This window comes from Streptomyces sp. NBC_01445 (assembly GCF_035918235.1).
Taxonomy (GTDB): domain Bacteria; phylum Actinomycetota; class Actinomycetes; order Streptomycetales; family Streptomycetaceae; genus Streptomyces.
Genome location: NZ_CP109485.1, coordinates 3,296,453 through 3,322,393, shown reverse-complemented (window position 1 = coordinate 3,322,393; position 25,941 = coordinate 3,296,453). Strand labels below are relative to the sequence as shown.

Below are 25,941 nucleotides of genomic sequence, written 5' to 3'. Positions count from 1 at the left end.
GCGGGACGGCTCGGCCGAGGCCGGGCATGACCAGTCCGGCCTCATGTATTAGAGTTATCTCGACATCGAGATATCTACAGAGGCACACCGCAGCCGCCATGCTCGGTAAGGGTTACCTAACTTAGCCTTACCTTGGCGGATCGGCGAAATCGTCGTGGCGGCAGGATGCGGTGGAACGCGCACATATATGAAGGAGACTGTCGTGTCGGCGAACAGCTTCGACGCCCGCAGCACGCTGCGCGTGGGCGACGAGTCGTACGAGATCTTCAAGCTGGACAAGGTCGAGGGCTCCGCGCGCCTCCCTTACAGCCTGAAGGTTCTCCTTGAGAACCTGCTCCGCACCGAGGACGGCGCGAACATCACCGCCGACCACATCCGTGCGCTCGGCAGCTGGGACTCCCAGGCCCAGCCGTCCCAGGAGATCCAGTTCACGCCCGCCCGCGTGATCATGCAGGACTTCACCGGTGTGCCCTGTGTCGTGGACCTCGCCACCATGCGTGAGGCCGTGAAGGAGCTCGGCGGCGACCCGGCCAAGATCAACCCGCTGGCCCCGGCCGAGCTGGTCATCGACCACTCCGTCATCGCCGACAAGTTCGGCACCGCCGACGCCTTCGGCCAGAACGTCGAGCTGGAGTACGGCCGCAACAAGGAGCGCTACCAGTTCCTGCGCTGGGGCCAGACCGCCTTCGACGAGTTCAAGGTCGTCCCCCCGGGCACCGGCATCGTGCACCAGGTGAACATCGAGCACCTCGCTCGCACGGTCATGGTCCGGGGCGGCCAGGCCTACCCCGACACCCTCGTCGGCACCGACTCGCACACCACGATGGTCAACGGCCTGGGCGTCCTCGGCTGGGGCGTCGGCGGCATCGAGGCCGAGGCCGCGATGCTCGGCCAGCCGGTCTCGATGCTCATCCCGCGCGTCGTCGGCTTCAAGCTCACCGGTGAGCTCAAGCCCGGCACCACCGCCACGGACCTCGTGCTCACGATCACCGAGATGCTGCGCAAGCACGGCGTCGTCGGCAAGTTCGTCGAGTTCTACGGTGAGGGCGTCGCCGCCACCTCCCTGGCGAACCGCGCCACCATCGGCAACATGTCGCCGGAGTTCGGCTCCACCGCCGCGATCTTCCCGATCGACGACGAGACGCTGAAGTACCTGAAGCTGACGGGCCGCGACGAGCAGCAGGTCGCGCTCGTCGAGGCGTACGCCAAGGAGCAGGGTCTCTGGCTCGACCCGGCCGCCGAGCCCGACTTCTCCGAGAAGCTCGAGCTCGACCTCTCCACGGTCGTCCCCTCCATCGCCGGCCCGAAGCGCCCGCAGGACCGCATCGTCCTCGCGAACGCCGCGCAGCAGTTCGCGCTCGACGTGCGCAACTACGTCGAGGACGACGACGAGGCGGGCAAGGAGTCCTTCCCGGCCTCCGACTCCCCGGCCACCACCAACGGCGTCCCGTCGCGCCCGACCCTGGTCACGGCCCCCGACGGCTCGACGTACGAGATCGACCACGGCGCCGTCACCGTCGCCGCGATCACCTCGTGCACCAACACGTCGAACCCGTACGTGATGGTCGCCGCCGCGCTCGTCGCGAAGAAGGCCGTGGAGAAGGGCCTGACCCGCAAGCCGTGGGTCAAGACCACCCTCGCCCCGGGCTCGAAGGTCGTCACCGACTACTTCGACAAGGCCGGTCTGACGCCGTACCTCGACAAGGTCGGCTTCAACCTCGTCGGCTACGGCTGCACCACCTGCATCGGCAACTCGGGCCCGCTGCCCGAGGAGGTCTCGAAGGCGGTCAACGAGCACGACCTGGCGGTCACGTCGGTCCTGTCCGGCAACCGCAACTTCGAGGGCCGCATCAACCCCGACGTCAAGATGAACTACCTGGCGTCCCCGCCGCTGGTCGTCGCGTACGCCCTCGCCGGTTCGATGAAGGTCGACATCACCAAGGACGCCCTGGGCATCGACCAGGACGGCAAGCCGGTCTACCTCGCGGACATCTGGCCGACGGAGGCCGAGGTCAACGACGTCGTCGCCAACTCCATCGGCGAGGACATGTTCAACAAGTCCTACCAGGACGTCTTCGCGGGCGACGCCCAGTGGCAGGCCCTGTCGATCCCGACCGGCAACACCTTCGAGTGGGACTCCGAGTCCACCTACGTCCGTAAGCCCCCGTACTTCGAGGGCATGACGATGGAGACCACTCCGGTCTCCGACATCACGGGCGCGCGCGTCCTTGCCAAGCTGGGCGACTCGGTCACCACCGACCACATCTCCCCGGCCGGTGCGATCAAGGCCGACACCCCGGCCGGCCAGTACCTCACGGAGCACGGCGTCCAGCGCCGTGACTTCAACTCCTACGGCTCGCGCCGTGGCAACCACGAGGTCATGATCCGCGGCACGTTCGCCAACATCCGCCTGCGCAACCAGATCGCGCCGGGCACCGAGGGCGGCTACACCCGCGACTTCACCCAGGCTGCGACTGCTGACGCGGCTCCGGTGTCGTTCATCTACGACGCCTCGCGCAACTACATCGAGCAGGGCACCCCGCTGGCCATCCTGGCCGGCAAGGAGTACGGCTCGGGCTCGTCCCGTGACTGGGCCGCCAAGGGCACCGCGCTCCTCGGCGTCAAGGCCGTCATCGCCGAGTCGTACGAGCGCATCCACCGCTCGAACCTCATCGGCATGGGCGTCCTGCCGCTCCAGTTCCCGGAGGGCGCCTCGGCCGAGTCCCTCGGCCTGACCGGCGAGGAGACCTTCTCCTTCACCGGCGTCGAGGAGCTCAACAACGGCACCACGCCGCGCACGGTCAAGGTCACCACCGACACCGGTGTGGAGTTCGACGCGGTCGTCCGCATCGACACCCCCGGCGAGGCGGACTACTACCGCAACGGCGGCATCATGCAGTACGTGCTCCGCAGCCTGATCCGCAAGTAAGCGATCCGGCAAGCGGTTGGGCCGCATCCCCGAGGTTTCGGGGGTGCGGCCCTTCGCGTGTGTTCAGGCGTCGGCGCGCACCAGGCCCAGCAGGCCGGGGAAGCGCTTGTCCACGGCGCCGCGACGAGTCGTCCTTCTCTACTTGCTCTGCAGCGTCCCCAGCGGGCCGGGGTCGTCGTCCAGGGCGGCGGCCGCCGTCTTCCAGCCTGTGTCCTCGGGGCAGAGGGCGCTGTGCAGGAAGGCCGTGGTGAGCTGCTGGATCAGGGCCACGCGGGCGGGACTCTCGTCCGTCGTCTCGGCGACCTCGTAGCCGGGGATGCCGCCGAGCGAGTGCTCGGCACCGAACAGGGTGAGCAGGCTCTTGCTGCCCGGGCTGTACGTGTAGGGGTCGGTGAACCAGTCCGGTCCGCGGGTGGACAGGTGGGACCGGTCGCTGTCCCCGGCGACGATCAGCGATGGCGGGGTCATGGTGTCGAACGACGGCCTCATGAAGGGGAGATGCTCCCGCGCGAAGGGTGTCAGGTCGTCGCCCAGGCCGGTCAGGGCGAACAGCACACCCGCCTTCACGCGCGGGTCGGACATGTCCTCGCCGGGAACGCAGTCGGCACCGAGGATGCGCGCGCCGAGCAGCGTGCTCGCCGTCTGCGCTCCCCAGGAGTGGCCGGCCACAGCGATGCGGTCGTGATCCACGCGCCCGGCGAGGCCCGGAACGGCGGCCTCCAGGATGTCGAGCCCGTCCAGCACACGCGTGAGGTCCTCGATACGGATACGCCAGATCCGCGGCGTACGGGGATCGTCGGCGGGGATGCCGAGCGTCCGCGAGTCGAGGTGGGTGGGCTGGACGACCACGAAGCCGTGCGCGGCCCAGTGATCCGCCAGCGGGGCGTAGCCGTCCATCGACCAGCCGAAGCCGTGCGAGAAGACGACGACGGGCAGGTCCGTGCCGGTCGCGGGCGCGGACACGCGGACCTGGAGGTCCTCACCGCGGCCCGGGGCGGGCAGGACGACCGGCTTCGCGGAGATCACGGGGGTGGGTGCGGCCGCGGGCTTCGGCGCGTTCGCGGTGGGGGAGTCGGGCATGGGAGTGCCATCCGTTCGGTTGCTTGTTCGCCGGTCGCCCGGTCTGACATCATGAGCAAAACGGAACCTCGCTCCGCTAACGATACGGAGCGCTGTTCCGCTTTGCAGGCCTCAAGGTCTCCGGGCCTCGTAGAACAGGGAAGGAGTGCTGCGGTGAACGACAGCGGTCAGGGCACGGGGGGCGCGGCCGGATCGAAGCGCAAGGACGCCCGGCGCAATCAGCAGACCCTCCTTGACGCGGCCGCCGCGGTCTTCGTGGCCTCGGGCGTGGAAGCGCCGGTACGTGACATCGCCGCGAAGGCCGGCGTCGGGATGGGCACGATCTACCGCCACTTCCCGACCCGGGCAGACCTCGTCATCGCCGTGTACCGCCACCAGGTCGAGGCCTGCGCCGAGGCCGGCCCGGCCCTCCTCGCGGCGGCCCCGACACCGCACGTCGCGCTGGGGCGGTGGGTGGACCTCTTCGTCGACTTCCTGGTCACCAAGCACGGTCTCGCGGGGGCCATGCAGGCCGACAACGCCGGCTTCGAGACGCTGCACGCCTACTTCCTCGACCGCCTCGTGCCGGTGTGCACCCAGCTCATCGAGGCCGCCGTCGCCTCCGGCGAGATCCGTGCCGACCTCGACGCCTACCAGCTCATGCGCGGCATCGGAAACCTCTGCATCGGCGCCGAGAACGACCCCCGCTACGACGCGCGCCGGCTCGTCGGGCTCCTCGTCGCAGGCCTGCGCGAGCCGCGCTGACCCCACGACGGCGGGCGGGGCGGAACCGGCAACCGCCGCTCCCGCCCCGCCCGTTGAGCGAGTCACTCACTCCGTCACGACAGCAGCTCCACCTCCGCCACCGTCGCGGCCCCACCGGCGAACACCAGCCGGTAGTGCTTGTACGTGCCCGGCTTGCTCACCGAGAACGCCCGCGTCTGCTTGTCCCAGGAGAAGGACTCGCCGGACCGCTGGTCCAGCGTCTTCCACGACGAGCCGTCGGCCGAGGCCTCCAGCTTCCAGCCCGCCGGGGCCTTCGCCCTGTCGTCCGACGTCAGCGTGTACTGCACGGCCTTCGCGCCGTCAGTGCCGACCGGCAGCTCCACCGACTCCGAACTCGCGCTCGTCGCCGAGGAGTTGTCGAACAGCGGACCCGAACCCGTGATGGCGTCCTTGCGCGGCGACGGCACCTTGTCGTCCTGCGTGATCGAGACCGGCGCCGCGTTCTTTCCGGTTCCCCACTTGGACGGCTTCGGGCCCATGGCGAACTCCAGGACCCCGCCCTTCGCGACGACCGAGTGCGGCAGCGACGTCGACGTCCAGTTCTTGCCGTTGACCTTCAGCCCCTGCACGTAGATGTTCTTCGCGCTGTTCCTGGGAGCCTTGACGACGAGGTCCTTGCCGTTCTCCAGGTGCAGCGTCATCTTCGTGAACTGCGGCGACCCGATGGCGTACTCGCCGCTGCCCATGACCAGCGGGTAGAAGCCGAGCGAGGAGAAGAGGTACCAGGCCGACTGCTCGCCGTTGTCCTCGTCGCCGTGGTAGCCCTGGCCGATCTCGCTGCCCGTGTAGAGCCGGGAGAGGACCTCGCGGACCTTCTCCTGCGTCTTGGACGGCTGGCCCGCCGCGTCGTACATGTACGTGATGTGGTGCGCCACCTGGTTCGAGTGGCCGTACATGCCCATCCGGACGTCACGCGCCTCCGTCATCTCGTGGATGACGCCGCCGTACGAGCCCGCGACATCGTTCGACGCCGTCTCCGGGGTGGCGAAGAACGTGTCGAGCTTCTTGCCGAGGCCGTCGCGGCCGCCGTAGAGGTTGGCGAGCCCGCGCGAGTCCTGCGGGGCGGTGAAGGCGTAGCCCCAGGCGTTGGTCTCCGTGTAGTCGTAGCCCCAGATGCGCGGGTCGAACTTCGACGACTCGACGCGCCAGTCGCCCTTCTCGCTCTTGCCCTGGAAGAAGCCCGCCTTCGGGTCGAACATGTTCACGTAGTCGCGGGCCCGGTTGAGGAAGTACTCCGACTCCTCCTTGTAGTGCTTCTCGCCGGTCTTCTTGTAGAGGGCCTGGCCCATCTGCGCGATGCCGTAGTCGTTGAGGTAACCCTCGAGAGCCCAGGACAGTCCCTCGTGGGTGTCCGTGCTCGTGTAGCCGAGGAACGGCGACGTCTGCATGCCCTTGCGGCCGACGCCGGCCGCGGGCGGCACGACGCTCGCGTTCTTCAGAGCCGCCTTGTACGCCGCCTCCGCGTCGAACTTGACGCCCTTGACGTACGCGTCGGCGAACGCCACGTCCGACGACGTGCCGGTCATCAGGTCCGCGTAGCCCGGCGACGACCAGCGCGAGATCCAGCCGCCGTCCTTGTACTGCTGCACGAACCCGTCGACGAGCTCACCCGCCTTCTTCGGCGTCAGGAGCGAGTACGCCGGCCAGGTCGTGCGGTACGTGTCCCAGAAGCCGTTGTTGACGTACGGCTTGCCGTCGACGATCTTCGCGCCGGTGTGGGTCGGGGTGTCCGGGCCCGGCATCGGCGAGAACGGCGAGGCGTACTGGTACTTCGAACCGACCTTCTCGAAGCCGGAGTTGGGGTACAGGTACAGCCGGTACAGGGACGAGTAGAGCGTGGTGCGCTGGTCGGCCGTGGCGCCCTCCACCTCGACCTTGCCGAGGAGCTTGTCCCACTGCGCGCGGGCGCTGTCCCGTACGGACGTGAACGACGAGCCGGACGGCAGCTCCTGCGCGAGGTTCGCCTTGGCCTGGTCGATGCCGATCAGGGACGTCGCGAGACGCAGGGTGACCGCCTTGTCGGCGCCCGGCTTGAAGCGGAGGTAGCCCTTGGGGCCGGTGGAGTCGCCGCCGGTGACCGGGGTGTCGAAGACGCCGTAGACGAAGAGCCGGGTCGCGCCCGCGGAGAGCCCGGACTTCACGTCCGAGTAGCCGGTGACGATGCCCTTGTCCTTGTCGAGCGTGAGGCCCGCCTGGTCGGAGACGTTGTCGAAGATCACGCTCGCGTCGTCACCGGGGTAGGTGAAGCGCAGCATCGCCGCGTGGTCGGTCGGCGTCATCTCGGCCTTGAGGCCGTTCTCGAAGCGCACCCCGTAGTAGTACGGGCGGGCCGTCTCGTTCTCGTGCTTGAACGGCAGCGCACGGCCGGTGCGGGAGGTGTCCGGGGTGCCGGACGCCGCCGACGGCATCATCTGGAACGTCTGCCGGTCGCCCATCCAGGGGCTTGGCTCATGGCTGGCGCTGAACGCCTCCATCGTCGGCAGGTTGTCCGCGTTGTTGTCGCGGCTGTAGTCGTAGAGCCAGCTGAGCGAGCCGGCGTTGGTCACCGGCGTCCAGAAGTTGAAGCCATGGGGGACCGCGGTGGCCGGGAACGTGTTGCCGCGCGAGAAGCCGCCGCTGGAGTTCGTGCCGCGGGTCGTGACCGCGTAGTCCGCCGGATGCGCCTTCGGCGGCTCCTGCCTCGCGGCCTTCAGCGCGATGTCGTCGACCCAGCCGCGGAACTTCGCCGGGCCCTTCGGGGAGTCGTACGCCACCAGGATCCGGTCGACGGTCTTGCCGGCCGCGACGGAGCCGATGGAGGAGGCGACGGCGTTCCACTGGTTGACGTAGAGCCGCTTGGCCGCGCCCTGGCCCTGCGGCGTCAGCAGCCCGCCGTTGCTGTCGGTGGCCTTCAGGTCGCTCAGATAGGTGCCGTCGGTGAAGGCGAGGTCCACGGAGACGTTCGTGGCGTCGTAGTCGCGGTCGCCGTCCGCCATCGACGGGAAGATCTTATACGAGAGCTCCGTGTCACGGGCGACGGCCACGTCGACGTCGAAGACCTTGTTGTACGAGTAGGCCCGAGCGTCGGCCTTGTGGGTGCCCGCGTAGCGCAGCGCCTTCTTGCCGGTGAAGCCCGCGCCCGCCTTCGCGGTGGGGGAGCCGCTGGGGCCCTTGTCCACGAGGGAGAGCATGTCGTCGGGCGTGGTGGGCGAGCCGGTGTCGGCGGTGGCCAGCTGGAGGTCGGCGAGCTGCGTGGCGTCGCCCGCGCCGTTGTTCTTGGTGAACTCGATCCGGAAGTGCTGGTACTCGGCCGGGTTCTGGAGGTCGTACTTCTTGGTCTGGAAGCGGTCGGCGAAGCTCTCCCCTGTGCGGGTGTCGAGCGTCGTCCACTCCTTGCCGTCGGTGGAACCCTTGAGGGTCCAGTCCTTCGGGTCGCGTTCGGCGTGGTCGTTGGCCGATGTCAGGGCATACGTCGTGATCTTGGCCGGTGCGTCCAGGTCGTACTCGACCCAGGCCGTCGGTTCGAAGGAGAGCCATTTGGTGCTCGACTCGCCGTCGAGGAGGTTCTCCTTGGTCTCACCGCCGCCCGCGTTCTCGTCGCTGGCGCGGACCTCCGTGACATGGCTGTTGACATTGCCCGGAAATCCGCCGCTGTCGCCGCCATCGACCCCGGACGACCGCTTTGTGCCGTCCGCGGCGGTATCCACAGTGTTCAGCCAGGTGGGGGCGGGATCGCCCGTTTCGAACGAGGAGCTGAACTCGCGGTCGGCGCGCGGCTGTTGGCCGGGGGACGCGGCGGACGCTCCCTGGCCGGCGGCGACGAGCGCGAGTGAGGCCGCCCCCAGGGCGGCCGTGGCCTTGAGTCTGTGTCTGGATCTGCCGTCCATTCGCGAGCACCCTCCCGGCGCGAGACAACGTTGTCAATTCACAGCGCAGGGTCCAGTAGGGAGGTAAGTCGCCCGTGGTGTCAAGGGTGTTGGGATCGGCGTGTGCGACGCGCGGGGAGAGAAGGGTGGCGCGACCATCCATTAAGCGAGGTCATCGGTCGTCCGGGGCGCGCTTGGGTCGCTCATGGGCGCCTCATATATCCGAGAGGTCTCAACTCGGGAAAGAACGCCGTCCAAACCTGCATTCGATCTTGCCCAGTTGACGTGAAGTGGACTATACCTGTCGGCGTCTGCCCAGCCGTTTCCACCGGCCGCGGACAGCGCGGGGGGATGGGGGAAACGGTGAGGCGCGTATCCGAGCGCCGTCGGCCGTGTGTTTCCGACCGATCCCGGCGTGTAGACATCAGGCACGACCCCAGCTTCACATCACCGCGGTGCCGGGGAGGATCCGGTTCACCGCCTGAGTCCTGGAGAAGGCGAGGACTTGAGCATGGGATCCACTTCCGCCCAGAACAATGGTGAGGGCTTCGGCCGCCGCGATCTGATCAAGCGGTCCGCCGCACTTGGTCTGGTCGCCGTTCCCACGATGAGCTTCCTGTCGGCCTGCGCGAGCAGCGACAGCGGTTCGGGGGACAAGGCCGAAAAGGGCAAGACGTCCAAGAAGAACCCGCTCGGCGTAAATGAGACCGCGCCGCTCGCGGTCACCATCTTCGACGGCGGCTTCGGCACGAAGTACGCCACGGACGCCAACGCCGAGTACAAGAAGGCGTTCCCCAAGGCCAAGATCGACTTCCACAAGACGCAGAAGATCCAGTCGGAGCTGCAGCCGAAGTTCAACGGCGGCACGCCCCCCGACCTGATCGACAACTCGGGCGCCGAGCAGATGGACATGGGCGTCCTCGTCGGCAAGAAGCAGCTCACCGACCTGACCCCGCTCCTGGACGCGCCGTCGATCGACGACCCGTCGAAGAAGGTCCGCGACACCCTGCGCCCGGGCATCGTCGAGATGGGCCAGTTCGACGGCGACCCGGTCTGGATCATGTACTACGCGTACACGGTCTACGGCGTCTGGTACTCGCAGAAGGCCCTGGACGGTCTCGACGCGCAGTACCCGGAGACCTGGGACGACATGCTCGCCCTGTGTGCCAAGGCGAAGAAGAAGGGCATCGCGGGCTGGACGTACGCGGGCAAGTACCCGTACTACCTGCCGTTCTCGCTGTACCCCTTCATCGCCAAGATCGGTGGCCGCGAGGTCCTCGACAAGATCGACAACCTGGAGCCGAACGCCTGGAAGGACCCGGCCGTCAAGTCCGCCTTCGAGGCGTACTACGAGCTGTACAAGAAGGGCTACGTCCTCAAGGGCACGCCCGGCATCGACCACATCCAGTCGCAGACCGCGTGGGCCAAGGGCAAGGCGCTGTTCATCCCGAACGGCTCCTGGGTCGAGAACGAGTCCGCGAAGGTCATCCCCGCCGACTTCGGCCTGTCGGTCGGCGCGCCCACCGGCCTCGACTCCAGCGACAAGATGCCCTTCGGCACCATCTGGGCGTCCGGCGGTGAGCCCTTCATCGTCCCGGCCAAGGCGAACAACGTCGAGGGCGGCATGGAGCAGCTGCGCCTCATGCTCTCCGAGGCCTCCTCGAAGAACTTCACCTCCTCGGTCAAGTCGCTCACCGCGCTCAACGGCGGCACCGACGGCATCGAGCTGACCCCGGGCCTCAAGTCCGGTGTCGCGGCGCTCGACAAGGCCGGCGAGAACGTCGTCAACCCGCGCCTCCAGGACTGGTACGTCAAGCTCCAGAAGGAGCAGATCGGCGTCTCCTGCCTGGGCGAGATGATGGCCGGACGGCTGACCCCGGCCGAGGCCATCAAGAAGATCCAGGGCTTCGCGGACGCGGCCGCCAAGGACCAGTCCATCAAGCACTACAAGCACCAGTAAGAGCTCGTGCGCACGCGTCGTCAGCGGCGGCACCCGCGAATCGATCGGGGTCGGTAAACCATGCAACACGGCAAGTACAGGTTCATTGCGGGGTTCCTGGTGACCCCCTTGGCGTTGTATGCAGTCTTCGTCATCTGGCCGTTCATCCAGTCCATTTACTACTCGTTCACGGACTGGACCGGCCTGAGCCCGGACTTCAAGATGGTCGGCTTCGCCAACTACAAGCGGATGTTCGAGGACGACGTCTTCTGGAAGTCCTTGCAGCACAGCGTGCTACTGGCTTTGCTGCTGCCGCTGGTGACGCTGGGCCTCGCGCTCTTCTTCGCCTTTATGCTCAATGTCGGTGGGCGGCGCCGAAAAGGCGTCGCCATCACCGGCGTTCGCGGTTCTGGTTTCTACAAGATCGCGTATTTCTTCCCGCAGGTGCTTTCGATCGCGATCGTCGCGATTCTCTTCCGGTTCGCCTTCAACCCCAATGACGGCGTGATCAACGGGACGCTGAAGGCGATCGGTCTCGGCAGCATCCAGCCGGACTGGCTGGGCGACCCGAACTTCGCTCTGTGGTGCGTCATGACCGTCCTGGTCTGGAGCACCGTCGGATTCTTCGTCGTGCTCTTCTCGGCGGGCATGGCGTCCATCCCGAAGGACTTCTACGAGGCCGCGCTGCTCGACGGCGCGAGCCGGTTCACCACGTTCTTCAAGATCACGCTGCCGCTGCTCTGGGACACCGTGCAGTCCGGCTGGGTCTACATGGGAATCCTGGCCCTCGGCGCGGAGGCCTTCGCCTCGGTGCAGATCATGACGGTGGGCCCCGGCGGCCCCGACTACTCCACCACGGTCCTGCCGCTGTACGTGTACCAATCGGCGTTCCGCGACGCCAACGCTGCCTACGCCACAACGATCGGCGTCGCCCTGCTCATCGTCACGCTGCTGTTCGCGGCGATCGTGATGCGGCTCGGCCGGCGCGAGCGGCTGGAGTTCTGACCATGAAGACCACTGACATCCCGCCCGCCGGCCCCATCGAGGACCGTCCGCCGGTGAGCAAGACGGCGGCCCCGGCCGTCAAGGAGGAGAGCAGTGAAGGCAGCGTCCTCAACGTGTTCTCGCACGGCGTCCTCGTCATCTGGGCGATCATGGTCATCATGCCGCTGCTGTGGGCGGTGATGACGTCCTTCAAGGACGACAACTCGATCTTCAGCTCGCCCTGGTCGCTGCCGGACAAGCTGCACTTCGAGAACTGGTCGCGGGCCTGGGGCGAGGCTCACATGAGCCAGTACTTCGCCAACACGGCGATCGTGGTGGGCTGCTCGCTCGTGGGCACGCTCGTGCTCGGCTCCATGGCCGCGTACGTCCTGGCCCGCTTCGACTTCCCGGGCAACCGGTTCATCTACTTCCTCTTCGTCGGAGGAATGAGCTTCCCGATCATGCTGGCCCTGGTGCCGCTGTTCTATGTGATGCAGAACCTGCACCTCCTGAACACACTGCAGGGCCTGATCATCGCCTACATCGCGTACTCGCTGCCGTTCACGGTCTTCTTCCTGACGTCGTTCTTCAGGACGCTGCCGACGTCGATCGCGGAAGCGGCGTTCGTCGACGGCGCCTCGCACACCAGGACGTTCTTCCAGATCATGCTGCCGATGGCCAAGCCCGGCCTGATCAGCGTGGGGATCTTCAACTTCCTGGGGCAGTGGAACCAGTACATGCTGCCGACGGTTCTCAACACCGAGCCCGACAAAAGGGTGCTGGCCCAGGGGCTGGTGGAGCTCGCGACCAGCCAGGGCTACAAGGGCGACTGGTCCGGTCTCTTCGCCGGCCTCGTGATGGCGATGCTGCCGGTGCTCGGGGCGTACATCATCTTCCAGCGCCAGGTCGTGCAGGGCCTGACCGCCGGCGCGCTCAAGTAACGCAACGGTCACGTCGGGTGAGGGCCCGGTTCCGGAACATCTCGTCCGGAACCGGGCCCTCACCCCTGTCCGGGCCCGTGTGTGCTCTTCTGTGCTCTTCTGCGCCGGGTATCGCTCAAGCTCTTGACGGGAGGCAACCCGAAAGGCTCAGCTTAGAGTTCAATAGTTGGACATACGCCGAGGCCTCATAGAAGCGGCCTCGCACGCAGGAGGTCGTCGTGGAGACTCCGGGGTCGCAGTCGTCGCTGCATCGGGCCAATCTCGAGCGGGTCGTACGCGCCGTGCGGCTCGCCGGATCGCTCACGCAGGCGGAGATCGCGAGGACGACCGGCCTGTCCGCGGCCACGGTCTCCAACATCGTCCGCGAGCTCAAGGACGGCGGCACGGTCGAGGTCACCCCCACCTCGGCGGGCGGCCGGCGGGCCCGCAGCGTCTCGCTCAGCGGCGACGCGGGCATCGTCATCGGCGTCGACTTCGGCCACACCCACCTGCGCGTGGCGATCGGCAACCTCGCCCACCAGGTGCTCGCCGAGGAGGCCGAACCCCTCGATGTGGACGCCTCCGCGGCGCAGGGCTTCGACCGGGCCGAGGAGCTCGTCGAGCGGCTCGTGGCGGCCACCGGCGTGGACCGTACGAAGGTGGCGGGCGTCGGGCTCGGCGTACCGGGCCCCATCGACGTCGAGAGCGGCACGCTGGGCTCCACGTCGATCCTGCCGGGCTGGACCGGCACCAAGCCCGCCGAGGAGATGAGCAGGCGCCTCGGCGTGCCCGTGCACGTCGACAACGACGCCAACCTGGGCGCCCTCGGCGAGCTGGTCTGGGGCAGCGGGCGCGGCGTCAAGGACCTCGCGTACATCAAGGTCGCCAGCGGTGTCGGTGCCGGGCTCGTGATCGACGGGAAGATCTACCGGGGGCCCGGCGGGACCGCGGGCGAGATCGGGCACATCACCCTCGACGAGTCGGGTCCCGTCTGCCGGTGCGGCAACCGTGGCTGCCTGGAGACCTTCACCGCCGCCCGCTACGTGCTGCCGCTCCTGGAGTCCAGCCACGGCACCGGACTGACCATGGAGTCCGTCGTGCGGCTCGCGCGGGACGGCGACCCGGGGTGCCGGCGGGTGATCGCCGACGTGGGCCGTCACATCGGCAGTGGTGTCGCAAATCTCTGCAACCTGCTCAACCCCAGCCGGGTCGTCCTCGGCGGTGATCTGGCGGAGGCCGGAGAGCTGGTCCTGGGGCCCATCAGGGAGTCCGTGGGGCGCTATGCGATCCCCAGTGCGGCGCGCCAACTGTCCGTCCTTCCAGGGGCGTTGGGCGGCCGCGCGGAGGTGCTCGGGGCGCTCGCCCTGGCACTCAGCGAGATGGGCGATTCGACCCTTTTGGACGGATCGCTGTCCGCTGTGGCACCTGCCTTCACTTAGAGAACGCATGACACCGTTGCCATCTCGTTAAGGATTTACTCCTTGACGCTGGGGTTGCGGCCGAGTTGACTTCCCGCTACCTCGGCCGCAACGTCGCGGCCTCGTCAGGGAGGTTTCTGAAGTGAACACGCGTATGCGTCGTGCCGCCGTTGCGTTCTGTGCCACTGGTATGGCTGTCTCTCTCGCCGCTTGCGGCAGCGCCAAGGAGTCCGGCGACAAGGGCAGCGACAAGGCGAGCCCCAAGAAGGGCGACGCCATCACCGTCGGCCTGCTGCTGCCGGAGAACCAGACCGCGCGCTACGAGAAGTTCGACAAGCCGATCATTGAGAAGCAGATCTCGACGCTGACCAATGGCAAGGGCAAGGTCGAGTACCTGAACGCCAAGCAGGAGGCGACCCTCCAGTCGCAGCAGATCGACACGATGATCACCAAGAAGGTCGACGTGCTGATCCTGGACGCGGTCGACTACAAGGCGGTCGCCGGCGGCGTGAAGAAGGCCAAGGACGCCGGCATCCCCGTCGTCGCGTACGACCGCCTGGCCGAGGGTCCGATCGCCGCGTACACCTCGTTCGACAACACCGAGGTCGGCAAGACGCAGGGCGAGGCGCTGCTGAAGGCCATGGGTGACAAGGCCAAGCCCAGCTCCAAGATCGTCATGATGAACGGCGCGATCACCGACCCGAACGCGAAGCAGTTCAAGGACGGCGCGCTCTCGGTGCTCAAGGGCAAGGTGGCCATCGCCAAGTCCTACGACACCAAGGAGTGGAAGCCGGAGAACGCCAACCAGAACATGGAAGGCGCCATCTCCGCGATCGGCAAGGACAAGATCGCCGGTGTCTACTCCGCCAACGACGGCATGGCGGGCGGCATCATCACCGCGCTCAAGGGCGCGGGCCTGAGCAAGCTCCCGCCGGTCACCGGCCAGGACGCCGAGCTCGCGGGTGTGCAGCGCATCGTCACGGGCGACCAGAACATGAGCGTCTTCAAGTCGTACCCGCAGGAGGCCGAGACCGTCGCCAAGATGGCCGTCGCCGTCGCCAAGGGTGAGAGCCTCGACTCCATCAAGACCGGCACGGTCGACAGCGGCACCGAGAAGGGTGTCCCCTCCGTGATCGTCCCGGTGGTCTCCCTGACCCAGGACAACATCAACGACACGGTCATCAAGCAGGGTTACTACACCCTCGACGAGATCTGCACGCCCAAGTACAAGGCCGCCTGCGACAAGATCGGCCTGAAGTAACCAGGCCGGAGTCGCCTTGCGGCAACTCCCTTGTCCTGCACGGGACGTGAGCGCACCTTGAAGGAGCGCCCCGTGTGAGCACGTCCGGCGCCCCGCCGCCGACAGCCCCGCAAGCTCAACGGCGGGGCGCCGGACGGAACGACGTACGACAGCACCCCCTGCACGTACGCACCCCCCTCTCAGTCTTTTCTGTTCAACCTCCCGCCGGGTCAGGCCTTAGGCGGCGAAGGAGATGGTTCACGTGTCCGCTACGCCCGTGCTGGCGTTGCGCGGAGTCTCCAAGCGATTCGGTGCCGTCCAGGCGCTCACCGATGTAGAGCTTGAGGTCCACGCCGGTGAGGTGGTCGCCCTGGTCGGCGACAACGGTGCCGGAAAGTCCACCCTGGTCAAGACGATCGCCGGCGTGCACCCCATCGATGACGGCGTCATCGAGTGGGACGGCAAGGCCGTCGCGGTCAACCGGCCGCACGACGCCCAGGCCCTGGGCATCGCGACCGTCTACCAGGACCTCGCGCTGTGCGACAACATCGACGTCGTCGGCAACCTCTTCCTGGGCCGTGAGCTCAAGCGCCGCGGTGTCCTCGACGAGGTCGAGATGGAGCGCCGCTCCAGGGAGCTCCTCGAGACGCTCTCCATCCGCATCCCGAGCGTGCGCATCCCGATCGCCTCGCTCTCCGGCGGTCAGCGCCAGGTCGTGGCCATCGCCCGCTCCATGCTCGGCGAGCCCAAGCTGGTCATCCTCGACGAGCCGACGGCCGCCCTCGGCGTCGAGCAGACGGCGCAGGTCCTCGACCTCGTCGAGCGGCTGCGCGAACGCGGCCACGCGGTCATCCTCATCAGCCACAACATGGCCGATGTGAAGGCCGTCGCCGACAAGGTCGCCGTCCTGCGGCTCGGCCGCAACAACGGCGTTTTCGAGGTCAAGACCACCTCGCAGGAAGAGATCATCTCCGCCATCACCGGCGCCACGGACAACGCCGTGACCCGTCGTGCGGCGCGCAGCAACGCGGAGGCTCAGAAGTGAGCATCGAAAAGACCGACAAGCCGCAGGCCCCTGTGGACGCGCCGGCGGTCGCCGGCGACGCGAGTGTCGCCATCGACCCCCGCCTCCTCGTGCGCGAGCAGGGATTCGCGGGCTACATAAGCGAGTTCAAGCGCAAGATGCGCGCCGGTGACCTCGGCGCCACCCCGGTCGTCATCGGCCTGATCGTCATCTGCGCGATCTTCCAGAGCCTCAACTCGGCGTTCCTGGGCGCGGAGAACCTGAACAACATCTTCGTCGCCATGGTCGCGACGGGCATGATGTCGGTCGGCATCATCTTCGTGCTGCTGCTCGGTGAGATCGACCTCTCGGTCGGCTCCGTCTCCGGTGTCTCCGCGGCGATCACGGCCGTGATGAGCGTCACCCACGGCGTCAACGAGTGGGTCGCGGTCCTCACCGCCCTCGCGGCCGGTGCCGTCATCGGCGCCCTGCACGGCTTCTTCTTCGCCCGGATCGGTGCGCCCGCGTTCGCCGTGACCCTGGCGGGCCTGCTGTTCTGGAACGGCTTCATGCTCCAGATCCTGGGCTCCAACGGCACGATCAACATCGACGGCGACGGCGTGGTCGGCAAGCTCACCACGTACTACTTCTCCGATGTCGCCGCCGCCTACGGGCTCGCGGTCGTCGCGGTCGCCGGCTACTTCCTGTCGGCCTTCCTCGGCAACCGGCGCCGTGAGGCCGCCGGGATCCCGTCCCGCCCGCTGAGCGAGCTCGTGCTGCGCACCGTGCTCCTCGCGATCGCGGCCTTCGCCGTGGCGATCATGTTCAACCAGTACAAGGGCCTGCCGCTCGCCGTGCTGCTGTTCGCGATCGTCCTGGTCGCCACCGACTTCGTGCTGCGCCGTACCTCGTACGGCCGCAAGATCTTCGCGCTCGGCGGCAGCGTCGAGGCGTCGCGCCGCGCCGGTATCAACGTCACGGCGGTCCGTGTCTCGGTCTTCGCCGTCGCGGGTCTGTTCGCGGCGGTCGGCGGCCTCTTCTGGGCCTCCAAGATCGCGGCGGCCAACCAGAGCGCCGGCTCCGGCGACCTCCTGATGAACGTCATCGCGGCGGCCGTCATCGGCGGCACCAGCCTCTTCGGCGGCCGGGGCCGCACCTGGAACGCCCTGCTCGGTGTCCTCGTGATCACGTCGATCCAGTACGGCCTCGCCCTTCAGGGCATCGCCACCCCGATCCAGTACATGATCACCGGCGGCGTGCTCCTCGCCACGGTCGTCATCGACTCGGTCACCCGCAAGACCCAGAAGTCGGCGGGCCGCGCGTAAGCGCTCCGCTCGGCCACGTGTGATCTCTGCGGACCGGCTGTGGCTGGTCGCGCAGTTCCCCGCGCCCCTTGGGCGCGGGGCTTGTGCCCGGTGTCAATGGAGACGCCGGGCACAGGCGTGTCCGCACCGATTTCCTGAACACGCGTACGCCTCGGGTACGGCCGATCGCGTGACGTACAACGCACAGCCCGGGCGCCGCGCGCTGAGGCGGAACATTAGACTCGACAGGCCCGGCAAAAGCTCGAACAGCTCTATCGCAAGGAGGCACGGGTGCCGCTGCTGACCCGCATCACGGGACCGCGCGATCTGGACCGGCTCAGCCTGGAACAGCTGGACCAGCTGGCCGGCGAGATCCGGACCTTCCTCGTCGACGCGGTATCCAAGACCGGCGGCCACCTCGGCCCCAACCTCGGCGTCGTCGAGCTCACCATCGCGCTGCACCGCGTCTTCGACTCGCCGAAGGACCGGGTGCTCTTCGACACCGGTCACCAGTCCTACGTGCACAAGCTGCTCACCGGCCGGCAGGACTTCGCCAAGCTGCGCACCAAGGGCGGCCTGTCCGGCTACCCCTCGCGCGCCGAGTCCGACCACGACGTGATCGAGAACTCGCACGCCTCCACGGTCCTCGGCTGGGCCGACGGCCTCGCCAAGGCGAACGAGGTGCGCGGCAAGGACGACCACGTCGTCGCCGTGATCGGCGACGGAGCCCTCACGGGCGGCATGGCCTGGGAGGCCCTGAACAACATCGCGGCCGCCAAGGACCGCCCCCTCGTGATCGTCGTCAACGACAACGAGCGCTCGTACGCCCCCACCATCGGCGGCCTCGCCAACCACCTGGCCACCCTGCGCACCACGGACGGCTACGAGCGGTTCCTGGCCCGCGGCAAGGACCTCCTGGAGCGCACGCCGGTCGTCGGCCGCCCGCTCTACGAGACCCTGCACGGCGCCAAGAAGGGCCTCAAGGACTTCATCGCCCCGCAGGGCATGTTCGAGGACCTCGGCCTGAAGTACGTCGGCCCCATCGACGGCCACGACATCGAGGCCCTGGAGTCGGCCCTGGCCCGCGCCAAGCGGTTCGGCGGACCGGTCATCGTGCACTGCCTCACCGAGAAGGGCCGCGGCTACAAGCCGGCCGAGCAGGACGAGGCCGACCGCTTCCACGGCATCGGCCCGATCCACCCGGACACCGGCCTGCCCATCAAGGCCTCGGCCGCCAGCTGGACGTCCGTCTTCGGCGACGAGATGGTCAAGCTCGGCCACGACCGCGAGGACATCGTCGCGATCACCGCCGCGATGCTCCAGCCCGTCGGCCTGAAGAAGTTCGCCGACGCCTTCCCCGACCGCATCTACGACGTCGGCATCGCCGAGCAGCACGCCGCCACCTCGGCCGCGGGCCTCGCCACCGGCGGGGTGCACCCGGTCTTCGCGGTCTACGCGACGTTCCTCAACCGCGCCTTCGACCAGGTCCTCATGGACGTCGCGCTGCACAAGTGCGGCGTCACCTTCGTCCTGGACCGGGCCGGCGTCACGGGCGACGACGGCGCCTCGCACAACGGCATGTGGGACATGTCCATGCTCCAGGTCGTCCCCGGCCTGCGCCTCGCCGCCCCGCGCGACGCCGAGCAGTTGCGCGCCCAGCTGCGCGAGGCCGTCGAGGTCGACGACGCGCCGACCGTCGTCCGCTACTCGAAGGGCGTCGTCGGACCCGCGGTCCCGGCCGTCGGCAAGGTCGGCGCCATGGACGTGCTGCGCAGGTCGTCGGCCGCCAAGCCGGACGTGCTCCTTGTCTCCGTCGGGGCGCTCGCCCCGATGTGCCTGGAGATCGCCGGCCTCCTCGACAAGCAGGGCATCACCACGACCGTCGTCGACCCGCGCTGGGTCAAGCCGGTCGACGAGGCGCTCGCGCCGCTCGCCGAGCAGCACCGCGTCGTCGTCACCGTCGAGGACAACTCCCGCGTGGGAGGCGTCGGTTCGGCGATCGCGCAGGCCCTGCGCGACGCGGGCGTCGACGTACCACTGCGCGACTTCGGCATCCCGCCGCGCTTCCTCGACCACGCCTCGCGCAAGGAGGTCATGGCCGAGATCGGCCTCACGGCCCCCGACATCGCGCGTCAGGTCACGGGTCTGGTCGCCAAGCTGGACGGCCGCTTCGAGCGCGCCACGGCCACGGACGCCGTGGAGCCCGCGCGCGACTGACCCTCCACAGGCTGCTCCATGGGCCGGTCCCACCACCACGCAAGGGTGGTGGGACCGGCCCATTCGCGTGAACGCCCCCGCGCCGGGGCATACGGAGCGAAAGCCCCCTCGATCATGTCGAGGACGACAATGCGTGGGAGGTACGCCCGTGAGCAGCACCCTCTTCAGGACGAAGAAGGTCGAACAGTCGATCTTGGACACTGAGGAGCCGGAGCACGCACTCAAGAAGTCGCTGTCCGCTCTGGACCTCACCGTGTTCGGGGTCGGTGTCATCATCGGTACCGGCATCTTCGTCCTCACCGGCAAAGTCGCCAAGGAGAACGCGGGCCCCTCGGTGGCGCTGGCGTTCATCGTGGCCGGCGTCGTCTGCGGCCTGGCCGCGCTGTGCTACGCGGAGTTCGCTTCCACCGTCCCGGTCGCCGGGTCCGCCTACACCTTCTCGTACGCGTCGCTCGGCGAACTGCCGGCCTGGATCATCGGCTGGGACCTGGTGCTCGAGTTCGCGCTCGGCACGGCGGTCGTCGCCGTCGGCTGGTCAGGCTATGTGCGCTCGCTGCTGGACAACGCGGGCTGGCATCTGCCCGCGTCGCTGAGCGGGCGGGACGGGGCCACAGGGTTCGGCTTCGACATCCTCGCCGCAGCCCTGGTCCTGGTGCTCACCGCCATCCTCGTCGTCGGGATGAAGCTCTCCGCCCGCGTCACCACGGTCGTCGTCGCGATCAAGGTGGCCGTCGTCCTCATCGTGATCATCGCGGGGGCCTTCTTCGTCACGGCCGACAACTACAAGCCCTTCATCCCGAAGGCGCAGCCGCAGGAAGCGGGCACCAGCATCCAGTCCCCGCTCGTGCAGCTGATGTTCGGCTACGCGCCGACCGACTTCGGCGTCATGGGCATCTTCACCGCCGCCTCCGTCGTCTTCTTCGCCTTCATCGGCTTCGACGTCGTCGCCACCGCCGCCGAGGAGACGAAGAACCCGCAGCGGGACATGCCGCGCGGCATCATCGGCTCGCTGATCATCTGCACCACGCTCTACGTGGCGGTGTCGATCGTTGTCACGGGCATGCAGAAGTACAGCCAGCTGTCCATCGACGCCCCGCTCGCGGACGCCTTCAAGGCGACCGGGCACCCCTGGTACGCGGGTGTCATCAGCTTCGGCGCCGCGGTCGGCCTGACGACGGTCTGCCTGATCCTTCTCCTCGGCCAGACCCGGGTGTTCTTCGCGATGAGCCGCGACGGTCTGCTGCCCCGCTTCTTCTCCGTCGTCCACCCGAGGTTCAAGACCCCGTACCGGCCCACCATCCTGCTCGGCGTGATCATCGCGATCCTGGCCGGTTTCACCAGCCTCAGCGAGCTCGCGGAGCTGGTGAACATCGGCACGCTCTTCGCGTTCGTCGTCGTCGCGCTCGGCGTCATCATCCTGCGCCGCACCCGCCCCGACCTGCACCGCGCCTTCCGCACCCCCCTGGTACCGCTGATCCCGATCCTGTCGGTGCTCGCGTCCCTGTGGCTGATGCTGAACCTGCCCGCGGAGACCTGGCTCCGCTTCGGCGTCTGGATGGTGCTCGGCTTCATCGTCTACTTCGTGTACGGGCGCTCGCACAGCAGGCTGGGGCGGACGGAGGAGGCGGGCCGGCAGTAGGGGCACGCCGACGCGAGGGCGGGCCTGACGACCGGTCAGCCGCCCTGTGCCGGGGACTTCTTGGCGGACTCGGGGATCTCGCCGCCCGTGCGGATCGCCTTCCAGAGCTGAGTGGCCTGGGGCTCGGCGGCCACCACGCGGTTGGGGTCCGCGGTGTCGTACCGCACCGGCAGCATGATCGTCTCCATGTCGGCCGGGTCGACGCCCTGCATGCTGCGGCTGAACTCCGCCAGGGACTTCAGCGACGCGAGGTCGGAGTCGGTGGTCAGCGACGAGGTGAGGCTGTCCGCGATCTTGAATGTCTTCGTCGGGCTGCCCAGCAGGTCCTGCTTCTTGACCTCGCCGAGCAGCGCGATCATGAACTGCTGCTGAAGGCCTATGCGCCCGAGGTCGCTGCCGTCGCCGACGCCGTGCCGGGTCCGCACGAATGCCAGCGACTGGGTGCCGTTCAACTTGTGGGTGCCCGCGCTCAGTTCGAGGCCGCTGGACTTGTCGTGGATCGGCTTGTCGACGGTCACGGTCACTCCGCCGATCGCGTCGACGAGGCCCTTGAAGCCGGAGAAGTCGATCTCCATGAAGTGGTCCATGCGCACCCCGGACATGGCCTCGACGGTCTTGACCACACAGGCCGGACCGGCAAGCGAGTACACGGAGTTGAACATCACGCGCTTCGCCGAGGGGATCTTGGAGCCGTCCGACTTGGTGCACTCGGGGCGGGTCACGAGGGTGTCCCGGGGGATGCTGACGGCGGTGGCCTGCGTGCGGCCCTCCGGTACGTGCATCACCAGCGCGGTGTCGGAGCGGGCCCCCGCGACCTTGCCGGTGCCCAGGTCCGCGTTGTCCCCGGCGCGCGAGTCCGAGCCGAGGACCAGGACGTTCTGGCCGCTGGTCGGAAGCTTCTCGGGACGGTTGTCGCCGATCGCCTTGTCGAGGTCGACTCCGCTGATGTTGCCGTTGAGATCGCTGTACAACCAGTAACCCGTGCCGCCGACGATGAGCGCGAGGACGAGCAGGGACAGGAGCACGATCCTGCCGGTGCGGCGCTTCTTCGGAGCCTTGCGGCTGCGCTTTTTGGGCGAGCTCCGGCGGGACGGCGGCACAGCGGTGCTCAGGTCATGGCTCATCGCGGGGTGTCCTCGCAACTAGTGCCCGATGGGCAGGGGCAGCAGACAGACCCCGGAGAACCGGGTCTGTGCCGCGCGGCTGACGCTTGGTTGGGCTGAACTATAGACATGTACTCGAAAACTCTTATGAGCGAAGTGCCCGGTTGGTGAGGGGAGCTGGGACCGCACAGGGCCGTACTCGTGCCCTCCCGAACCCGTCGGAATGGCTGTCACCTGTGACTTTTGCCGTGCCGACCGAACAGGGAGACGGCTGTTCGTACAGGCATATGATGTGTCGAATTCTGGAATGATCTGTGAACGCCGGGGGCGGCGCGGGAGGGGGCGGCACACATGCGCGGCAGAGGTGCGCAGACGGTGGACCGGCGGACCCGATCCGGCGCCGACGTCGAGGAGCGGCCCCGGGCGGCATCCGTCACGGCGGCGGCCACGGGGTCGTGGCTGCTGCGGGGCAACGACGGCCGTCTCGCGGTGTACGCGCTCGTCGACGGCGGCGTGAACCGCTGGACGGAGACCGCCGTCGGCAGCGGCCGCTGGACCCGGCCGGACTTCTTCCCCGTCGCGGGACTGACCGCCCTCGCGGTGGCCCAGGGTGCGAATCGCTACGTGCACTTTCTCGGACGCCGGGAGAAGCGGCAGAGCGGCGGCGCGGCGAAGGTCGATCTGCTCTATGCAGTGCAGTACCAGTCGGGCCGGACGCTGGGGGACTGGCGTTCGCTCGGCAACCCGTATCGCGACGCGAGGGACGCGGCGGCGCTCGGTGAGCCGGCCGCCGCTGTCGACGGACAGGGCACGGTCCATGTCTTCGTCTCGGGCGGCGCCGGCGGGGTCATGCTGCGCCGGGAGTCGAAGAGCGGGGCGTGGGAGGCGTGGCAGGACCTGCGCGGTGGTGAGGTCGCGGGCGGACCGGTCGCCGCGGCGACCTCCGCCGGACTGGTCGAACTCCTCGCGCCGGGACGCCGGTCGGTGATGCGCTGGGTGCAGATGGATCACGGTGCGGACCTGCGCCGTGCACAGGACCTCATGCCTGCCCCGGTGCCCGGTTCGGCCGCGCTCCTCGAGACCGGACCCGGGGTCTTCACCGCGTACTGGAGCGAGCAGAGCGGGACGGGCGTCTACGCGCAGCGGCCCGGCGAATGGGCTTTCCCCGCGGGAGGGGCCCCGGGAGAAGGGCCGCACGCCACGCTTCGCGCCGTCGTCGACGGCTACGACTGCACGGTCCTGGCCCACCAAGGGCACACGGGAACGGCCGTGTTCGGCGTCTGCGGCACCGGCGGCGAGTCAGCCGGACTGTGGTGGACCGACACGGGCGTGACCTGTGCCGGCACTCCCGCTCTGGCGCTGGACGGGCGGGGGCGGGTCGTCATGGCGACGGTCGCGACGGACGGCAGCGTGCTGGTGAGCCGGCAGCGCCCGGAGCCCGGGCTCACCCTGTCCGACTGGGACCGCCTGCCCGGCAATTGAGAACGCCTCTACACCAAATTCCACTGCACGGCTAGACCTAAAAAAGGTTGTACTGGCCGAAAGTGATGATCCTCACTCACCGCGTGACGCTTAGTTGAAGCCTTGACCTGTACTTTGAGTAAAGGTCATGTGAGAGTCCGGTGAATGCCCGGTGTGCGGGTCGTCGCGGTGGCGCAAGTGCCACGAGCCCGGGGGACGGGGCTGCAAGGTGGGGACGGTGGTTGCCTCGTGGGCGGGTCGGACAACCCTGAATCCGGAGCGCTGGTTTCGGCGTACCGGTCCGCGGTCCCGGTCGGCGCCAGGCAGCGCATCGTCCGCGGTGTACCGACCCCGGTCCGCAAGGCCGTCAAGTCCTCTCTCAATGTGGCCGACACCGTCCGTTCCGCGACCGTCGTCTGGGCCATGGGCGGCAAGCGCAGGGCGCCCCGCCACAGCGCCGCCTACAGCCAGCGCGTCGTCCGTGTCGGTCGCCGCCACATGCGCGCGCTGACGGTCGCCGGCGCCACGGACTGGGCGGCTCGCGCCCGCAACCTCAACATCGTCGTCTCGGTCCTGGACGCGGCGGGCATCGACTACTTCTGCGTACGGGGCACGGCGGGCGGGCTGCCCGCCGTCGCCATCCCCGCCAAGTCCCGCCCGGCCGCCGAGGAAGTGCTCCAGCTGGCCTTCGCGCAGGCCCCGGGCTATGTCGGTCCGGCCGGCGGCGACGAGGCCCGGATGGAGCCCGGCGACGAGGAGCGCTCGTGGCGGGCGCTGCGCAAGAACAAGGTGCTGCGGGTCGCTTGGTACGTGTGCGATCCGACCCAGCAGCTCGTCTTCGGCGCGGCCACCGGATGCGACCTCGAAGTGTGGGCCGAGCGCGACGGGGAGCTGAGGGCCCCGCGCCCCAATCGCGTCATCGACGCCGTCCAGGTGGACGCCCCCCGCAAGTCGGCTCCCCAGCGGCTCTTCAGCCCCATCCCTCCCGCGTACCACACGGGGGATGCCCGCACGCTGCCCGAGTTCGCCGTGCAGCTCCCCGAGGACCACCAGTTCCCCATCGACGTCGTCTACACCTGGGTCGACGACTCGGACCCCGTCTGGCGCGTGCAGCGCGACCAGGTGCGCCAGGGGTTCTCCGGGGACGAACTGCACGAACAGGCGGCGAACGACGCGCGGTACACCAGCCGTGACGAGCTGCGCTATTCGCTGCGGTCGCTCCACCAGAACGCACCCTGGGTGCGCAACATCTACCTCGTGACAGCGGGGCAGGTCCCGTCCTGGCTCAACGCGCGGCACCCGAACCTCCGGGTGCTGGACCACCGGGAGATCTTCTCCGACCCGTCCGCACTGCCCACGTTCAACTCCCATGCCATCGAGAGCCAGCTGCACCACATCACGGGGCTCTCGGAGTGCTTCCTCTACCTGAACGACGACGTGTTCTTCGGGCGGCCGGTGACGCCCTCGCATTTCTTCCACCCGAACGGCATCACCAAGTTCTTCACATCGCCCGCCCTGATACCCGGCGGCGGAATCGCCTCGACCGATCTTCCTGTCAACGCGGCCGGGAAGAACAGCCGTTGGCTCATCGCGCAGAAATTCGGCACCGCCATATCCCAGAAGATGAAGCACACCCCGCACGCCCTGCGCCTGAGCGTGCTCCAGGAGATCGAGGAGACCTTCGCGGACGAGCACGCCGCGACTCAGCACTCGCGCTTCCGCTCCCCCGGGGACGTCCCGATCGCCTCGTCACTGCACCACTACTTCGCCTACCACTCCGCGCGGGCGACCGTGGGTGACATCCAGTACCGGTACATCGACCTCTCGGCCGACCTCGCCGAGCGGCGCCTGAACACGCTCCTCGCCAACCGGAACATGGACACCTTCTGCCTCAACGACACAGTTGAATCCGCCGATCCGGAGCGGCAGAGGGAAATGCTCGCGAGCTTCCTCGACGCGTACTTCCCGGTGCCCAGCCCGTACGAGGTTCCGGAACACGTGAACATCCTCGAACAGAGCGCGGACCTGGACGAACTCGTGAAGGCCGCCGACCGATGAGATCTGCCTTCCCCGTCGCACCGCCTGCGAATGGGT

At 68.2% G+C, this 25,941-nt stretch carries 16 protein-coding genes; 13 read left to right on the top strand and 3 right to left on the bottom strand.

Features of this window, described 5'->3' with window-relative positions:
- Window positions 1–202: 202 nt before the first annotated feature.
- On the top strand, window positions 203–2,929 hold the full coding sequence (acnA, locus tag OG574_RS15085) for an aconitate hydratase AcnA (protein ID WP_326773670.1): 2,727 nt from the start codon (window positions 203–205) through the stop codon (window positions 2,927–2,929).
- Between the two features lie 138 nt (window positions 2,930–3,067).
- Here the strand turns inward: acnA and OG574_RS15080 are convergent, their stop codons facing one another.
- Window positions 3,068–4,009 (bottom strand): alpha/beta hydrolase family protein, encoded by a 942-nt coding sequence (locus OG574_RS15080; RefSeq protein WP_326773669.1) that lies wholly within the window; start codon window positions 4,007–4,009, stop codon window positions 3,068–3,070.
- 153 nt (window positions 4,010–4,162) lie between these two features.
- Here OG574_RS15080 and OG574_RS15075 point away from each other — a divergent pair, with 153 nt between their 5' ends.
- The gene (locus OG574_RS15075) at window positions 4,163–4,753 is read left to right on the top strand and encodes a TetR/AcrR family transcriptional regulator (RefSeq protein ID WP_326773668.1); all 591 of its coding nucleotides are present in this window, start codon (window positions 4,163–4,165) and stop codon (window positions 4,751–4,753) included.
- 74 nt (window positions 4,754–4,827) lie between these two features.
- On the opposite strand, the gene OG574_RS15070 is transcribed toward OG574_RS15075, so the two are convergent.
- Window positions 4,828–8,640: a GH92 family glycosyl hydrolase gene (locus tag OG574_RS15070; RefSeq protein WP_326773667.1), complete on the bottom strand. Its 3,813-nt coding sequence runs from the start codon at window positions 8,638–8,640 to the stop codon at window positions 4,828–4,830.
- A 490-nt stretch (window positions 8,641–9,130) separates the two neighbouring features.
- Between OG574_RS15070 and ngcE the strand changes: the two genes are divergently transcribed.
- From ngcE to OG574_RS15025, 9 genes are all read left to right on the top strand, one after another.
- Window positions 9,131–10,579 (top strand): N-acetylglucosamine/diacetylchitobiose ABC transporter substrate-binding protein, encoded by a 1,449-nt coding sequence (gene ngcE, locus OG574_RS15065; RefSeq protein ID WP_326773666.1) that lies wholly within the window; start codon window positions 9,131–9,133, stop codon window positions 10,577–10,579.
- Between the two features lie 60 nt (window positions 10,580–10,639).
- Window positions 10,640–11,563, top strand: coding sequence for a carbohydrate ABC transporter permease (locus OG574_RS15060; RefSeq protein WP_326773665.1), 924 nt, complete (start codon window positions 10,640–10,642; stop codon window positions 11,561–11,563).
- A gap of 2 nt (window positions 11,564–11,565) precedes the next feature.
- Complete coding sequence (locus tag OG574_RS15055; protein WP_326773664.1) at window positions 11,566–12,483, top strand: carbohydrate ABC transporter permease; 918 nt, start codon at window positions 11,566–11,568, stop codon at window positions 12,481–12,483.
- 218 nt (window positions 12,484–12,701) lie between these two features.
- Window positions 12,702–13,901, top strand: coding sequence for an ROK family transcriptional regulator (locus OG574_RS15050; protein WP_100591239.1), 1,200 nt, complete (start codon window positions 12,702–12,704; stop codon window positions 13,899–13,901).
- A 133-nt stretch (window positions 13,902–14,034) separates the two neighbouring features.
- Window positions 14,035–15,141 carry a sugar ABC transporter substrate-binding protein gene (locus OG574_RS15045; RefSeq protein WP_326778496.1) on the top strand — a complete coding sequence of 369 codons (1,107 nt, stop codon included), beginning with the start codon at window positions 14,035–14,037 and terminating at the stop codon, window positions 15,139–15,141.
- 232 nt (window positions 15,142–15,373) lie between these two features.
- Complete coding sequence (locus tag OG574_RS15040; RefSeq protein WP_199841620.1) at window positions 15,374–16,165, top strand: ATP-binding cassette domain-containing protein; 792 nt, start codon at window positions 15,374–15,376, stop codon at window positions 16,163–16,165.
- Window positions 16,162–17,448 (top strand): sugar ABC transporter permease, encoded by a 1,287-nt coding sequence (locus tag OG574_RS15035; RefSeq protein WP_326773663.1) that lies wholly within the window; start codon window positions 16,162–16,164, stop codon window positions 17,446–17,448. The genes OG574_RS15040 and OG574_RS15035 overlap by 4 nt, the downstream gene beginning before the upstream one ends.
- Before the next feature lie 270 nt (window positions 17,449–17,718).
- Window positions 17,719–19,644, top strand: coding sequence for a 1-deoxy-D-xylulose-5-phosphate synthase (gene dxs, locus OG574_RS15030; RefSeq protein WP_326773662.1), 1,926 nt, complete (start codon window positions 17,719–17,721; stop codon window positions 19,642–19,644).
- Between the two features lie 148 nt (window positions 19,645–19,792).
- On the top strand, window positions 19,793–21,283 hold the full coding sequence (locus tag OG574_RS15025; protein ID WP_326773661.1) for an amino acid permease: 1,491 nt from the start codon (window positions 19,793–19,795) through the stop codon (window positions 21,281–21,283).
- 35 nt (window positions 21,284–21,318) lie between these two features.
- On the opposite strand, the gene OG574_RS15020 is transcribed toward OG574_RS15025, so the two are convergent.
- Window positions 21,319–22,407, bottom strand: coding sequence for an LCP family protein (locus OG574_RS15020; protein WP_326773660.1), 1,089 nt, complete (start codon window positions 22,405–22,407; stop codon window positions 21,319–21,321).
- A gap of 330 nt (window positions 22,408–22,737) precedes the next feature.
- Between OG574_RS15020 and OG574_RS15015 the strand changes: the two genes are divergently transcribed.
- Together OG574_RS15015 and OG574_RS15010 are read left to right on the top strand one after the other, a co-directional pair.
- Entirely contained in the window at window positions 22,738–23,868 is a 1,131-nt protein-coding gene (locus OG574_RS15015; protein ID WP_326773659.1) for a hypothetical protein, read from the top strand.
- A 228-nt stretch (window positions 23,869–24,096) separates the two neighbouring features.
- A complete protein-coding gene (locus OG574_RS15010; protein WP_326773658.1) occupies window positions 24,097–25,905 on the top strand; it encodes a stealth family protein in 1,809 nt (602 codons plus the stop codon).
- Window positions 25,906–25,941: the final 36 nt, after the last annotated feature.